At 75.5% G+C, this 14,046-nt stretch carries 13 protein-coding genes; 5 read left to right on the top strand and 8 right to left on the bottom strand.

Annotation, left to right across the window (positions count from 1 at the left end):
• Window positions 1–147: 147 nt before the first annotated feature.
• On the top strand, window positions 148–897 hold the full coding sequence (locus ABD317_RS24455) for an ATP-binding cassette domain-containing protein (RefSeq protein ID WP_344292064.1): 750 nt from the start codon (window positions 148–150) through the stop codon (window positions 895–897).
• A 53-nt stretch (window positions 898–950) separates the two neighbouring features.
• Here ABD317_RS24455 and ABD317_RS24450 read toward each other — a convergent pair whose 3' ends face one another.
• Entirely contained in the window at window positions 951–1,631 is a 681-nt protein-coding gene (locus ABD317_RS24450; RefSeq protein WP_344292063.1) for a GntR family transcriptional regulator, read from the bottom strand.
• Window positions 1,632–1,696: 65 nt separating this feature from the next.
• Here ABD317_RS24450 and ABD317_RS24445 point away from each other — a divergent pair, with 65 nt between their 5' ends.
• From ABD317_RS24445 to ABD317_RS24435, 3 genes are all read left to right on the top strand, one after another.
• Entirely contained in the window at window positions 1,697–2,464 is a 768-nt protein-coding gene (locus ABD317_RS24445) for an HpcH/HpaI aldolase family protein (protein ID WP_344292062.1), read from the top strand.
• Window positions 2,465–2,932: 468 nt separating this feature from the next.
• A complete protein-coding gene (locus ABD317_RS24440; RefSeq protein ID WP_344292061.1) occupies window positions 2,933–3,727 on the top strand; it encodes a carbon-nitrogen hydrolase family protein in 795 nt (264 codons plus the stop codon).
• A 302-nt stretch (window positions 3,728–4,029) separates the two neighbouring features.
• Window positions 4,030–5,229, top strand: a complete 1,200-nt coding sequence (locus tag ABD317_RS24435; RefSeq protein WP_344292060.1) for an acyl-CoA dehydrogenase family protein — start codon at window positions 4,030–4,032, stop codon at window positions 5,227–5,229.
• Window positions 5,230–5,288: 59 nt separating this feature from the next.
• On the opposite strand, the gene ABD317_RS24430 is transcribed toward ABD317_RS24435, so the two are convergent.
• The 6 genes from ABD317_RS24430 to ABD317_RS24405 all read right to left on the bottom strand — a co-directional run bounded on the left by ABD317_RS24430 (window position 5,289) and on the right by ABD317_RS24405 (window position 11,404).
• Window positions 5,289–5,909, bottom strand: coding sequence for a GAF domain-containing protein (locus tag ABD317_RS24430; RefSeq protein WP_344292059.1), 621 nt, complete (start codon window positions 5,907–5,909; stop codon window positions 5,289–5,291).
• The gene (locus ABD317_RS24425) at window positions 5,906–6,598 is read right to left on the bottom strand and encodes a GTP-binding protein (RefSeq protein ID WP_344292058.1); all 693 of its coding nucleotides are present in this window, start codon (window positions 6,596–6,598) and stop codon (window positions 5,906–5,908) included. Before ABD317_RS24425 ends, ABD317_RS24430 begins: the two co-directional genes overlap by 4 nt.
• Window positions 6,576–6,944: a DUF742 domain-containing protein gene (locus ABD317_RS24420; RefSeq protein ID WP_027755013.1), complete on the bottom strand. Its 369-nt coding sequence runs from the start codon at window positions 6,942–6,944 to the stop codon at window positions 6,576–6,578. The genes ABD317_RS24425 and ABD317_RS24420 overlap by 23 nt, the downstream gene beginning before the upstream one ends.
• 1 nt (window position 6,945) lies before the next feature.
• Window positions 6,946–7,347, bottom strand: a complete 402-nt coding sequence (locus ABD317_RS24415) for a roadblock/LC7 domain-containing protein (RefSeq protein WP_344292057.1) — start codon at window positions 7,345–7,347, stop codon at window positions 6,946–6,948.
• Window positions 7,344–9,299 carry an ATP-binding protein gene (locus ABD317_RS24410; protein ID WP_344292056.1) on the bottom strand — a complete coding sequence of 652 codons (1,956 nt, stop codon included), beginning with the start codon at window positions 9,297–9,299 and terminating at the stop codon, window positions 7,344–7,346. Before ABD317_RS24410 ends, ABD317_RS24415 begins: the two co-directional genes overlap by 4 nt.
• Before the next feature lie 251 nt (window positions 9,300–9,550).
• Window positions 9,551–11,404 carry a hypothetical protein gene (locus tag ABD317_RS24405; protein ID WP_344292055.1) on the bottom strand — a complete coding sequence of 618 codons (1,854 nt, stop codon included), beginning with the start codon at window positions 11,402–11,404 and terminating at the stop codon, window positions 9,551–9,553.
• A gap of 207 nt (window positions 11,405–11,611) precedes the next feature.
• Here ABD317_RS24405 and ABD317_RS24400 point away from each other — a divergent pair, with 207 nt between their 5' ends.
• The gene (locus ABD317_RS24400) at window positions 11,612–13,438 is read left to right on the top strand and encodes a tetratricopeptide repeat protein (protein ID WP_344292054.1); all 1,827 of its coding nucleotides are present in this window, start codon (window positions 11,612–11,614) and stop codon (window positions 13,436–13,438) included.
• A gap of 49 nt (window positions 13,439–13,487) precedes the next feature.
• Here ABD317_RS24400 and ABD317_RS24395 read toward each other — a convergent pair.
• The coding region (locus ABD317_RS24395) for an NAD(P)/FAD-dependent oxidoreductase (protein WP_344292053.1) at window positions 13,488–14,046 on the bottom strand (559 nt) is incomplete at its 5' end.

The raw sequence follows: 14,046 nt of genomic DNA, 5'->3' as shown, positions 1-14,046 counted from the left end.
GGCGCCCCCGCGGGCGGCCGGCCCGGCGCGGCAGTGGGGGTACCCCCGCCAACGGGGGTGTAGCCGGCGGGGGAGGAGGCGGCGCTGCGGGTACGGGACCTGGAGGTCGAGTACCCGGGGCGGCTGGGCCGCAAGGGGTTCAAGGCCGTGCACGGCGTGAGCCTGACGATCGGCAAGGGCGAAGTCCTGGGCCTGGTCGGCGAGTCCGGCTCCGGCAAGTCGACCATCGGCCGGGCCGTCGTCGGGCTGGCCCGGGCGACCGGCGGATCCGTCGAGGTCTGCGGCACCGACGTCACCGGGCTGTCCGGCCGCCGGCTGCGCGCCTTCCGGCCGACGTACTCGATGGTCTTCCAGGACCCCGGCGCCTCGCTCAACCCGCGCTGGTCGATCGGCGCCTCGATCGCCGCCCCGCTGCTGGTCAACCGTGCCGCCGACCGCACCGCCGCGCACGCCCGGGTGGCCGAGCTGCTGGAGCAGGTCGAGCTGCCGGCGCGCTGGGCGAGCCGGTTCCCGCACGAGCTGTCCGGCGGCCAGCGCCAGCGCGTCGGCATCGCCCGCGCGCTGGCGCTCGAGCCGGAGCTGCTGATCGCCGACGAGCCGACGTCCGCGCTGGACGTCTCCGTCCAGGCCACCGTGCTGCGGCTGTTCCGGGAGCTGCAGGACCGGATGGGCTTCGCGTGCCTGTTCATCAGCCACGACCTCGGCGTCGTGGAGCTGCTGGCGCACGAGGTCGCGGTGCTGCGGAACGGGCGGCTGGTGGAGCACGGTCCGGCGCGCGAGGTGCTGGCCCGTCCGCGTACGGACTACACCAGGCGGCTCGTCGCCGCCGCGCCGGTGCCGGACCCGGTCCAGCAGGCGGAACGCCGCCGGCTGTGGCGCGAGATGGCGGCGGCGTGAGGGCCGATGGCGTGCGGGGCGGCGGCGTGCGGGGCGCCTCCGGCCGCGGCCGGTCACTGCAGGTGCGCGACCACCGTCTGGTCGGGGTTGAGGTGGGTGCGGATCGTCCGGGCCGCGGTCTCGAAGTCGTACGCGCCGAGGGCGTCGAGCAGCGCGGTGTGCTCGCGCATGATGAGCGGCAGCCGCTCGGGGCGGATCGTTATGGCCGAGACCCCGATGCGCTGGTGCCGCGGCCGGAGGCTGCGGAACAGGTCGGTCAGCACGGTGTTGCCGGTGGCCTCGACGAAGCCGAAGTGGAACAGGAAGTCCAGCTTCCCGTGTTCGGCGATCGCCTCCCGGTCGCCGGCGCGGCAGCGCGCCAGCAGCTCCGCCCCGCCCATCTGCGCCAGCAGTTCGGCCTGCCGGGCGGGGATCTCCAGCCGCTTGTCGCACAGGGTGCGGAAGCCGTGGACCTCCAGGACCTGGCGCATCTCGTACGTCTCGACCATCTCGGCCACGGTGACGCGGCGGACCTGCGCACCGCGCCGCGGCAGCAGGTCGAGATACCCCTCGGCGGCCAGCCGGTGCAGCGCCTCGCGCACGGGCGTCCGCGACACCCCGGCCGCCTCGGAAAGGACCTTCTCCTCCAGGAACGAGCCCTCCGGATACCGCCCCAGCAGGACGGCCTCCCTGACCCATTCGTACGCCCGCGCGCGCGCCGTCACCGCACGGCCGCCGCTCTCGTCCACTGACACGCTCCCCGCTCCCTGTCGCAACCTATGTATACGCAGTGTATACCTACCTACTTCCGAGGAGGCTCATGCCCCCGCGCACGACCGACCGCCGCCGCGCCTACGCCGCCTGGCTGTCCGACCCGAGTTTCGCCACCGCCGAGATCGTGGCGGCCACGGGGTACGGCGCCGTGGTGCTCGACATCGAGCACGGCGCCTTCGACCTCGCCGACTTGGAGCGCTTCATCCCGTTCCTGCGCCGGCTCGACCTCGACGTGCTGGCCAAGGTCCTCGGCCCGGAGCGCGGCCCGATCCAGCAGGCGCTGGACTTCGGCGCCACGGCCGTCGTCGTCCCGCACGTGGCCGGCGCGGCGCACGCCGCCGAGGTCTGCGCGTACGGAAAGTTCCCGCCGCTGGGCGACCGCAGCTTCGCGGGCGGCCGGACGGCCGGCTACGGCGGGATCGACGACGACTGGATCGCCCGGCAGGACCGCGGGACGCGGGTCTACCCGATGATCGAGGACGCCGGGGCGCTGGAGGAGATCGAGAAGATCCTCGAACTGCCGGTGGTCGACGGCGTGTTCGTCGGCCCCAGCGACCTGTCGCTGCGCCGGTCGCGCGGCGCGTACGCGCGCGGCGAGGCGGACTTCGCCGACCTCGCGGCTGTCGCGGACGCGGCGCGGGCGGCCGGCAAGCCGTGGGTGCTGCCGGCGTGGTCGGCGGCGGAGAAGGCGTTCGCGCTGGCGCACGGCGCGGACCAGCTGGTGCTGACCATGCAGCACGGCGCGCTGCTGGCCGGCTTCGGCGCGGCGGTCACGGAGACGGAAGCGCTGGCCGCCTCCGCGGGGGCCGGGTGATCCCGGGGTCTCCGCCCCCGGCCCCCTCCCGGGCCGGAGCCGACAACGCTCCCGGGCGTGGCCCGAGCCCGCTCCGGGGGCTGCGCCCCCAGACCCCCGGAGGGCTGCGCCCCCCGGCCTCCCACCCGGGACCAGCCCCGGACCCCCGACCGGAGCCGACAACGCTCCCGGGCCACGCCCGAAACCCCCCCGGGGGCTCCGCCCCCAGACCCCCGGAGGGCTGCGCCCCCCAGCCTCCCACCCGGAACCACGCCCCGGGCCCCCGGCCGGAGCCGACAACGCTCCCGGGCCACGCCCGAAACCCCCCGGGGCTGCGCCCCCGGACCCCGACCGGGGCTGCAGCCCTCGACCCGACCGAGGGCTCCTAACCCCACCAGGGCTCCGCCCTCCGACCCCACCGGGGCTCCGCCCCCAGACCCGCCGGGGCTGCGCCCCGGACCCTCCGACACGAAAGGCACCGCACCTCTCATGCTTGCCACCGTTGCCCAGTTCGCCGCCTCCACCGACAAGGCCGCCAACCTCAAGGCCGCCGCGGACCTCGTCGCCACCGCCGCCGCGCGCGGCTCCGACCTCGTCGTCCTGCCCGAGAACAGCATGTACACCAACCCCGACCCGCTCGCCGACGTCTCCGGCGAGGCCGAGGCGGTCGACGGGCCGTTCGCCACGGCGATCGCCGGGCTGGCCAGGGAGCACGGCGTCGCGGTCGTCGCGGGGATGACCGAGGCGGCGGCGGGGGGAGCCGGCAGGCCCAGCAACACCGTCCTCGCCGTGGACCGCGCCGGGGAGCCGTTCGGCGTCTACCGCAAGGTCCACCTCTACGACGCCTTCGGCTACCGCGAGTCCGACCGCATCGAGCCGCAGCCCGCCCAGGCGCTCACCTTCTCCCTCGGCGGCCTCACCGTCGGGGTCATGACCTGCTACGACCTCCGCTTCCCGGAGATGGCCCGGTTCCTGGTCGACGCCGGCGCCGAGGCCGTCGTCGTGCCCGCCGCCTGGGTCGCCGGGCCGGCCAAGGAGGACCACTGGACCACCCTGCTGCGGGCGCGGGCGATCGAGAACACCGTCTACGTCCTCGGCTGCGGCCAGACGGGGCCCGTGTCGTGCGGGCAGAGCGCCGTCATCGACCCCATGGGCCAGATCGCCGCCTCGGCCGGCGAGGCCCCGGGCGTGGCGTCCGCGGTCCTCGACGCCGCGCGGGTGGCGGAGGTGCGGGCGAAGAACCCGAGCCTCGCCAACCGCCGCTTCTCTGTGGCCTTCGGCTGAGCCGTCCACCCGCCTCCCCCCGGCCCCCGGCCGGCCGGTCGCCACCGGCCGGCCGGGGGCCGTTTCGGGGGCGTTGGGGCGCGGCGGCCCGTAGAGCAGAAGGGGACGTATCCCGCATACGAGGCGGGCGCGGAGCGCGACGGCGTGCACACGGGGAGGTGAACGACCCGGAAGCGAGCGTTTCGCGGTGCTGCGGCGAAGGCGATACATCACCACCGTAGGCAGAGGCCCACCCTGCCTCACGTCACCACAGGCCCACGCCGACCTGCCCCACCGGTTGCACGCGAGAAGGCGAGATTCAGATGGACGGTTACTTCCTCACGGAGCGTCACAAACGTCTCAGGGAGGAGGTCCGCGCCTATGCGGAACGCGAGGTCCGCCCCCGGGTCGCGGGGATGGAGGAGTCGCGGAGCGTGCAGTACGAGCTGTCCCGGGACATCGCCCGGCAGGGCTGGCTCGGCGTCACCGTCGAGGCCGAGTACGGCGGGATGGAGCTGGGCCACCTCGCCAAAACGATCGTGATCGAGGAGCTTTCGCGCGTGAGCGCCGCGATGGGCGCGATGGTGCAGGCCTCGCAGCTCGGCGTCGCGAAGATCGTGCACTTCGGCAGCGCCGTCCAGCGCAAGACGTGGCTGCCGCCGATAGCCGCCGGCGCCTGCATGCCGACCATAGCCGTCACCGAGCCCACGTCCGGCAGCCACGTGCTGGGGATGTCGGCGCACGCGGAGCGCGTCGGCGACGACTACGTGGTCAACGGCCGCAAGGTGTACGTCGGCAACAGCCACGTCGGCGATCTCCACGGCGTCGTCGTACGCACCGGGCCCGGCTCCCACGGCCTGTCGGCGCTGCTCGTGGAGGCCGACCGCCCCGGCTGCCTGCTGGGCCCGCACCGGCCCGCCATGGGCCTGCACGGCTTCAGCTTCGGCGAGGTGATCTTCGACGACTGCCGGGTGCCCGCGGCGAATCTGCTGGGGCGGGAGGGCGACGGGCTGGCGGTCGCGTACTCCTCCAGCATCCTGTACGGCCGGCCGAACCTCACCGCCGTCGCCCTCGGCATCCACCGGGCGCTCGTGGAGGAGACCACCGCCTTCGCCGCGCGGCAGATCCGCTACGGCCGGCCGCTGGCGGAGCTGGCCACGGTCAAGCAGCGGCTCGGGGAGATGCAGTCGCGGCTGATGACCGCCCGGCTGGCCGCGTACCACGCGACGCACCTGCTGGACCGCGGGCTGCCGTGCGACGCCGAGCTGCAGAACCCCAAGCTGGTCAACGTCGAGTCCGCGCTGGACTCGGCGCGTACGGCCATGGAGGTGCACGGCGCCTGCGGGCTCTACCCGGAGATGGCGGTGGAGCGGTATCTGCGCGACGCGTACCACGTGTTACCGCCGGCGGGCACGTCCGACGTGCAGCGGCTGCGGCTGGCGGAGGTGGCGCTCGGCGCCGACCACGAGCCGTGGTCGGCGCGGCTCGCGCCACACGCGATGGCGTCCCGCCAGACGGTGTGAGGCCCCGGGCCCTCCGGGGGCGCGCCGGCCCTCGGGGCCCGCGGGGCCCGGGGGCACGGTCACCGGGCTGAGCGGTCCCGGCTGCGCTCTTCGAGGATCTCCATCAGCGAGCGGGCCTGGGACTTGATGAACTCCAGCCCCTCCTGGGCCTGCCGCCCCCACGGGCGCGGCTCGGTGTCCACCACGCACACGGTGCCCAGCGTCACGTCGGTCACCGGGTCGATGAGCGGCGCGCCCATGTAGGTGCGGATGCCGATCTGGTCCACCACCGGGTTGCCCGCGAAGCGGGGGTACGCGCACACGTCGGGCAGCACGAGCGCGGTGCGCCGGCCGACGACGTGCGGGCAGTAGCCGTGGTCGCGGTCCATGACCCGGCTGACGTCCGGCCTGCTGCCGGGCTGGTCCGCCGCGCTCGGGTCGGCCGGGTCGGCGGGGGGCGCGTACAGGCCGGTGAAGTACTGGTGGTCGGTGATGAGGTTGACCATCGCGTACGGGGTGCCGCCCAGCTGGGCGAGGCCGGCGGCGCCCTCGGCGAGGCGGGCGGCGAAGGCGTCGAACTCCGGGTCCGGGCGGTCGCCCAGGCCGAGTTCGTGCAGCCGCTGCCTGCGCCGCTCCAGCTCCTGGTCCTGCTCCCCGTCGGTCATCAGATGGCGGGCCGTGTGGTAGTCGAAGGTCGTCATGCGGGCGTACTCCTCGGTGGGGAGGCGGGCACGGATGGTACGGACGCGGTGGCAGTCTCGGACGCGGGCGGAGACCCGGGCGCGGGCCGAGGCTCGGGCGCGGCCCCGGCCCTGGCCGCCACGGACCGCGCGTGCGCGTGCTCGACCAGCGTGATCAGCAGGTTGCGCGCGGAGGCGGTGGCGCGGGCGTCGCAGCACATCACCGGAGTGTCGTCGCGCAGATGGAGCGCGGCCTTCACCTCTTCCGGGGTGTAGCGGTAGGCGTCGTCGAACTCGTTGACGCCGACCACGAAGGGCAGGCCGCGCCGCTCGAAGTACTCGACGGCCGCGAAGCAGTCCACCAGCCGCCGGGTGTCGGCGAGCACGACGGCGCCGATGGCGCCGCTCGCGAGGTGGTCCCACATGAACCAGAACCGCTTCTGCCCCGGCGTGCCGAACAGCAGCAGCATCATGTGGTGGGCGCTGAGGGTGATGCGGCCGAAGTCCATGGCGACCGTGGTCGCGTCCTTCTCCGGCACCCCGTCCAGGCTGTCGTGGTCGACGCTGGCGGCGGTCAGGGTCTCCTCGGTCGTCAGCGGCGGTATCTCGCTCACCGCGCCGACCATCGTGGTCTTCCCGACCCCGAACCCGCCGGCAATCACGATCTTCAGCGGGACGAAGGATTCGTCAGAGATTGCGTAGTCCGACAAGGACCTTCTCCAGTAGGTATGGGTCGGTGGGGTCGGGCGGGCCCGCGGGCGCCGTCAGGATGAGCGCGCAGGTGTCGAGCAGGTCGGACAGCAGGATCTTGGTGACGGCGACGGGCAGGCCCAGTCGGCCGGCGACCTCCGCCACCGACCGCGGGCCCGCGCGGCACTCCCGCAGCGTCTCGTCGTGCTCCGGCGTGAGCGGCACCCGGGGCAGCGTCCGGGCGGCCATGACCAGCGTCTCCAGGGCGAGCCGGCGGGTCGGCGCGGTCCGCCCGCCGGTGACCGCGTACGGACGTAACCGCGGTGCGCCGTCCATCACCCAGGGGGCGTCGTCGTACGACGTCATGTCACCGGGCGGGGCCCGGAGCCGCGGCCGCCGCCCGCGCGGGTGAGGTCAGGTGCGTCGGTACGCGCTTGACCAGCTGGCCCATCTCGTAGCCGATGACGCCCAGGTCGGCGTCCGGCTCGGCGAGCACCGCCAGGACGGCGCCGGGGCCGGCGGCCATCACGCACAGCACGACGTCCTCATGCTCCACGAGGACCTGGCGCACGCCGCGCGCGGAGCCGGTGCCGATGCCGGCGCCGAGGGAGAACAACCCGGTGGACACCGCGGCGAGCCGGTCGGCGGCGGCGGTGTCGAGGTCGTGGGCGTGCATCCGCACGCCGTCGGTGGAGGCGACGACGGCACTGCGGGCGCTGGCGACCTGCTGGACGAAGTTGGCCAGAAGCCAGTCGAGGCTTTCGCTCACGAAGTCGGGCCTTCCATGGATCGGTGCTGGTGCGTGGGGGCGGGGCCGGCGTACGCGTCGGCGGAGTCGGAGACGTGGTCGGCGGTGTGGCGGTCGGTGTCCTCCGCGGCGCGGGAGCCGGCGGTGAAGCTGGCCATGAGGCCGGTGTTGAGGGGGGCGGAGGGGGGTGCCGCGGCGGCGGACGCGGGTACGCCGGGTGCCGGGGCGGGGGTGGCGGGTTCGCGGCGCAGCTCGGGCACGAGGTGGCTGCCGGAGCGCTCGGGCAGCGGGGGGCGCTGCCCCGCCGCGGGGGGCGCGGGGGCGGCGTGGCGGGGGGTGTAGCCGGCCGCGGGGGCGGGGGCGGGTGAGGCGGCGTCGGGGTGGGCGGCGGCGGGCGCCGGGTGGGCGGCGGTGCGCTCGTGGGCGGCGGTGCCTTCGTACGGGAGGGTGCTCTCGTACTCGGTGCCGTCGTACGCGGGGGTGTTGTCGTACGCGGGGGTGGTGTCGAACGCGCCGGTGGTGTCGTGCGTACCGGCCGTCCGGTGGGCGCCCGTGGCCGCGTACCCCTCGGCGGGGCGGGGAGCGCCGTTGATCTCGTGGGCGTCCTGCTGCCGTTGCCGCGCCACGCCGTTGGCGGACCCGGCGGACCCGGCGGAGACGGTGGCGCCGGTGGAGACGGCCGCGGGCTGCGGCTGCGGTTGCGGTGCGGGGGCCACCGCGGGGTGCTGTTCGCCGGCGGCGCCGGGGGCACCGGCGGCGGCGCGCTCGCCGGGCTCCTCCGGGTCCCTCAGCAGCGCGTTGGGCAGCAGCACGGTGGCGCGGCAGCCGCCGTAGACGTTGCGCTGCAGCTGCACGGGGATCCGGTGCCGGCGCGCGAGGTGGGCGACGACGAGCAGGCCGATGCGGCCGTCCTTGATCTGCTCGTCGACGGCGTGCGGCGTGGCCCGGCTCAGCAGGCTGTTCATCCGGTCCTGCGTGTCCGCCTGGAGGCCAAGACCGCGGTCGTCAATCTCTACGACCAGGCCCGCTGCCGCCGGCTCGACGCGCAGCTCGACCTTGGTGTCGGGCGGGGAGAACCCGGCGGCGTTCTCGACAAGCTCGGCGATCAGGTGGATGACGTCCGGGGCGACGCCGCCCTGCAGCACGCCGGTCATCGGCGGCACGAGCTTGACGCGCCCGTAGTCCTCGACCTCCGAGACCGCCGAGCGCAGCACCGCGTTCACCGGCATCGGCCGGCTGATGCGGCGCGGCACGGCGCCGCCGAGTATCGCCAGGCTCTCCACCTGGCGGCGCAGCCGGGTGACGAGGTGGTCGAGCTGGAAGAGGCCGTGCAGCAGGTCCGGGTCCTCGACCCGCTTCTCCAGCCCGTCCAGCTCGTCGAGGGAGCGGATGACCAGGTTCTGCAGCCGGCGGGCGAGGTTGACGAAGACCTCGATCTGGCCGCGGGACGAGACGTCCACGACGGCCTTGAGGGCGGCGTGCACGGTGGCGTGCACCAGCCGCTCGACCGCCTCGGGGGTGACATCGGCGTCGGCGGCGGGGGCGGGGGGAGACGACAGCGACAGCGTGTCGGGCTCGGGGCGTTCGCCGCGCTGCGCCTGGTCGACCAGGCGCAGCAGCTCGCCCTGCGCGGCCTCCAGCAGCGCGGTCAGCTCCGCGTCGCGTTCGGTACGGGCCTCCTCCGCGGTGTCGAGGGCGTCGGCGAGCGCGCCGACGCGGAGTATCGCCAGGACCGTGATGCCCACCGCGGCCAGCACTCCGGCACCGATGATCACGCGGGTCTCGGCGCTCGTCGACCCGCCGATGAGCGCGCCGTACGTGGCGGCGCCGCCCACCAGCAGCGCGGCGGTCACCGGCAGCAGCGTGACCCGCCAGAGCCGGGCGCGCAGGGCGCGGCCCGCGCGGCGCCGCCGGGAGCCGAACCGGCCCGGGCGCGGGCCGGCGTTCCCGGCGGGAGCGGGGTGGTCGGACATGGGCTTCCTCGCTGGACGGGCCGTACGGGGACGGCGCTGTCAGCATCTGACTGCGCTGTCGTACGGCGTCTTCGTGCGGCGTTTCTTCCGGCCGTCTGCCGGGCAGTGCGCGCGCGGCGCACACACATCGGATGGTCACGGTGGTCTCAGGGGCACCGTGAGCCACACCTACATTGCTCAGCGGCGGGTGTCGTTGCCACCGGTCCCCGGGGTCGTTTGGGGGTCGCTTCCCGAGGGTTCGAACGTGTGCCTCATCTTCGCCCGCCCCGGGGCCGACCGGGCCGGAACTGCGTTCGGTTTCCGCCGGTCACGGCGCCGGCGAGGCCGGCGAAGTCGCCGTGGGCGGCGTCGCGTCCGGCCCCGCGGCGCTCGCCGGAACCACCGAGTCCGCCGAGGCCGCCGCGCTCCCCGGCTACTCCCTCACTGGCGGGGGTGCCCCCACTGCCGCCGGGCCCGCCGGGCTCCCCGAGGCCGCCGACGAAGCGCAGCACCTCGTCGAGTTCCTCCAGGCCGATCAGGCGGCTGCGCGGCCGCAGCATCCCGGCGCTGCCGTAGCGGCCCAGCTCCGCGCACCGGCCGGTCAGCCAGTCCCAGTCGAGGTCGAGGTGGTCGGCCAGCCGGCGCAGCCGCTCCGCCGCCGTGGCGGCGTCGGTGACGCCGCGGGTCTGCGCGTGCCGTACGGCGTCGGCGTAGGCCCGCAGCCGGGCCCAGTGGCCGGTGGTGTCGACCTGCCAGACGCCGTCCGTACGCAGCCAGTTGGCGATGACCGCGCGCTGCCCCGGCAGCAGCGCGAACCCGTCCACCTGCGTGTACTCCGGCTCCGTGCACACCCACGTCGGCAGCCCGTGCTGCTCCAGCAGCGCGAGCGCCAGGAACAGCAGGGTGCGCTCGTAGCGCTCGCTGGTCTTGACCGCGTTGTGCGGCAGGCAGAAGACGTGCGCGTACGGGCGGCCGGCGTCCGGGCGGCCGGCATCCGCGCCGTCGGCGTCCGGGAGCCGCGCGCGCAGGTCGCGCAGCGACCGCAGGTAGTCGTGCTTGTGGCGGAAGAACAGCCAGGCGGCGGCCTCTTCGCCGTACTGCTCGCGGGCCCAGAACACCGGCGGTACGGCGGGCTCGCCGGGATCGGCGGGGTCGGCTGGGTCGCCGCGCAGCCGGCGCAGGACGTGCCGGTCGCAGACGTACGAGCCGAGCCACGCGGTGCCCACGTCGGACAGCTCGGGCATCGCCGAACGGGCCACCGCGGACCGCTCGCGCCCCAGGAAGTCGTCCAGGCCGCTGCGCTCCGCATCCAGCACGGCGTCGTCGGCGAGCAGTCCGTCGTCGAGGTTGAGTACGGCCCAGAGGATGCCGTACGTGAGGTCGTCGAGACGGTACGCGCGCGGTATCGGCAGCACGTCCACCGGGTCGGCGGCGACGGGCTGCCGGGCGCGTACGGCGTCGAGCACGAACAGCCCCTCGCCGCGCCGCGCGCCGAGCGCGGCGAGCAGCAGCGCCCGGCGCGCGGGGCGGATGAAGTCGCGCAGGTGCGGGTGGTCGTCGGGCCCGATGACGACGCTGTCCGGGCCGGCCTCCGCCTCGTACAGCTGCACGGCCACGGAGGTGCCGTCGAAGACGCGGTGGCCGTCGAGCTGCCAGACCCCGCCGCCGCCGGGGGCGGGCGCGGTGGGCGAGAGGAAGGACGTGGACCAGGTGACGTCGAGCGCGCGGGCGGTGGCGAGGGAGGCGTCGTCGGGGAGGCGGGGCGTGGTGAACGTCCGCGTGGGCGCCGGGCCGAGGAGCGAGTCGACGTCGATGCCGAGCATGTGCTCCAGGACGGTGCCGGCGTTGCCGCGCGGAATCTGCTCGCCGGCGAGCCACCGCTTGAAGGTGGTGCTGGAGATGGTGAGTCTGGCCAGCCGCGGCTCGCCGTACTCGGCGGCGGCCTTACGCGCGGCGTGCGTGTAGTGGACCTCGAACGTCGAGAATCTGGCCCAGCCGCGCTTCGCCAGCTCGACCCGCAGCAGCGTGGGCGGCGCCGGCGCGGGGCCGGGCTCCGGCTCCGCGGGGGTGTCGTCGACCGCGGGGTGGGGGGTGTGGCCGTCGGCGGGCTGTCCCGTCGTGGTCATATGTGCGCTACCTCGATCTGCCGGCTCAGACCGGAACATTGCGCTCCGTAGCCTGCCGTCTGGCATGTGCCATCCGTAAGTTCCAGGGGGGTGCAGAGCATTCACGGCGGCCGGACGCATTAAATCGGGTGATCCGCCAGGTCGTTCGGGGGTCGTCCGGCCGGGAGCGGCCTCCGGGACGCGCCGCGCGGGCAATAATGCGCGATCATGACGCGAGGCAGGCCCACGACCCGGTTGACATTGACGGACCGGGAACTCCACTTCCTCGAACACCTGGTCGCACACAGCGCCACCCCGGCGGCCAGACGGCTGCACTGCGAGATCGTGCTGGGGTGCGCGGCCGGGGAGTCCAACGGGGAGGTGGCGGCGCGGCTCGGCGTCACCCCGACGACGGTGTGCCGGTGGCGCAACCGGTTCGCCCGGGAGGGGCTGGCGGCGGTGCGGGGGGCCGCCGGGGGCGGCGAGCACGGGCCGGGCGCGCCGGGGGCGTCGGGGACGGCGGGGGCGCAGGACGCGAGCACCCCGGCGGCAGCGGGGTCCGGCTCCCCCGCGGGGGGCGGCCACGTACGCGGCAACATCCGGCTCGCCGCCCTCATGCGCGAGTCCGGCCTCACCCCCACCTCCCTCGCCGGCCAGGTCCGCGAGCTGGGCCGGCGGCGCGGCCTCGAACTGCGCTGCACGCACACGTACGTCAAGCGCTGGCTGCGCGGCAGCTTCGGCCCCTCCGTACCGCCCGAGCTGATCGCCGCCGTCCTCTCCCGCCGGCTCGGCCGCGACATCACCCCCGGCGACATCGCCGCCCCCACCCCCGGTGGCTACTCCCCCGACGGCTACGCCCTCACCGGCAGGGCCGCCCCCTCGCCCACCGGCGGGGGCACCGCCCGCGGGCACGCCCCGTCCCCCGCCGGCTACGCCCTCACTGGCGGGGGCGCCCCCACTGGCGGCTGGCTGCTCCCCGACGACCTCGGCCTGCGCGGCCCGTCGACGCCGCTCGGCACCGTACGCACCGCCGCCCGGCTCTGGGACGCCGACCCGCGCTACGCCCTCCCCGCGGTGCCCGCCGCCGTCCTGCGCCACTCCGTCCGCCGGTGGCGCCGCGCCACGCCGCCCGCGCCGCCGCAGCGCGCCCTCGGCTCGTACCGCGTCGGACAGCGGGACATCGCGCGCATACACGCGCTGACCGAGCACCTCGCCATGCTCGACAACCGCTACGGCGGCGGCGCCGCCCGGTCGATCGCGATGACCCACCTGCGCACCGACGTGCTGCCGATGCTCGAAGGCACCTACACCGGGGCCGTCGGCCGCAACCTCTTCCGCGCCGCCGCGCTCGTCACCCACCACACCGCGCACCTGCTGTACGACACCGGCCGGCACGGCGCGGCCCGCCGCTATCTGCGCCTGGCGCTCGACATGGCGTACCACGGCCACGACCGCCCCTTCGCCGCCAAGATCCTCGGCACCCTCGCCCACCAGGCCGTCCACCTCGGCGACCACCGCGAGGCCGTCGAACTCGCCGAAGCCGGGCTGGCCGAACCCGGGCTGACCCCCGCCGGGCAGGCGTCGCTGCACGCCATGGCCGCCCGCGCGCACGCCCGGCTGCGCGACCCGCGGGCCACCGCGATCGCCCTGTCCCACGCCGAGCGGCTGCTGTCCGCCGGCAGCCCCGCGCAGGAGCCCCTCTGGCTGCGCTACTTCACCGCCGCGGAGCTGCACGACGAGATCGCGCACTGCCTCGTCGACCTCCGCCAGGCCCGCGCCGCCCGGCCGCACGCCGAGCACGGCATCGCGGCGCGCACGGACCGGTACGCGCGGAGCATCGTGTTCACGCGCGTCGTGCTGGCCACGGCGTGGCTGCAGCAGCGGGAGGTCGAGCACGCCTGCCAGGTGGCGACGGGCGCGCTGCGGGCGACGGAGGACATCCAGTCGGAGCGGGTACGGGGCTATCTCGCCGGGTTCCGGGAGCGGCTGCGGCCGTTCCGGAAGGTGCCGGCGGCGCGGGAGTTCTCGTACCGGGCGGCGCGGGCGCTGCGCTGAGCGCCCCCGCCGCACCACCCCTTCGGGCTGCCCGCCGCACCGCTCGTCGTCACCGTACGAACCGGGAGGGCCGGTACGGCTCCAGCTCCGGCGCCTCCCGGCCGGTCAGCAGCTCGCCCGCCACCAGCTCGCCCAGGCGCAGCGACAGGGTCATGCCGCTGTGCGTCACCACCGTGTACAGCCCCTCGGCCTCGGCGTTCCAGCCCACGATGGAGTTGTCGTCCGGCGGCATCGGGCGCGTGCACACCCGGCCGCCGGCGAGGCGGGCCGTGTCCGCCACGGCGGGCAGCATGTCGTGGGCGCGGGCCAGCAGTTCGCGGGCGAGCGCGGCGACGCGGTCGGCGGGCGTGTGCTGGTCGACCTCGTCGTTGAGGTCCAGCGCCTCCAGGTAGACGCGCCCGCCGGCGAGCGGGCGGGCGTGCAGCCGCGGGGTCAGCACCATGCGGGTCAGCGGCGGGCCGCCGGCGGCCGGTTCGAGGTGGGCCAGGAGCGTCGGCGCCTCGGACCCCGGCGCGTCGCCGGGCACCAGCGGCACGTACGCGGCGGCCAGCGCGGCGACGGGGGGCGTGCGCCACCCCGCGCAGCACACCGCGACGTCCGCCGGCACC

Origin of the sequence: Streptomyces synnematoformans, from assembly GCF_039531005.1 — a bacterium.
Lineage (GTDB): Bacteria > Actinomycetota > Actinomycetes > Streptomycetales > Streptomycetaceae > Streptomyces > Streptomyces synnematoformans.
This window is presented reverse-complemented; position numbering and strand designations above follow the sequence as displayed.

Bases quoted from the DNA above. Each gene is read 5' to 3' on its own strand.
- ABD317_RS24405 (WP_344292055.1), bottom strand. From the start codon at position 11,404: ATGACCACGACGGGACAGCCCGCCGACGGCCACACCCCCCACCCCGCG.
- ABD317_RS24430 (WP_344292059.1), bottom strand. From the start codon at position 5,909: ATGACGACCTTCGACTACCACACGGCCCGCCATCTGATGACCGACGGG.
- ABD317_RS24420 (WP_027755013.1), bottom strand. From the start codon at position 6,944: ATGACGTCGTACGACGACGCCCCCTGGGTGATGGACGGCGCACCGCGG.
- ABD317_RS24410 (WP_344292056.1), bottom strand. From the start codon at position 9,299: ATGTCCGACCACCCCGCTCCCGCCGGGAACGCCGGCCCGCGCCCGGGC.
- ABD317_RS24435 (WP_344292060.1), top strand. From the start codon at position 4,030: ATGGACGGTTACTTCCTCACGGAGCGTCACAAACGTCTCAGGGAGGAG.
- ABD317_RS24445 (WP_344292062.1), top strand. From the start codon at position 1,697: ATGCCCCCGCGCACGACCGACCGCCGCCGCGCCTACGCCGCCTGGCTG.
- ABD317_RS24400 (WP_344292054.1), top strand. From the start codon at position 11,612: ATGACGCGAGGCAGGCCCACGACCCGGTTGACATTGACGGACCGGGAA.
- ABD317_RS24440 (WP_344292061.1), top strand. From the start codon at position 2,933: ATGCTTGCCACCGTTGCCCAGTTCGCCGCCTCCACCGACAAGGCCGCC.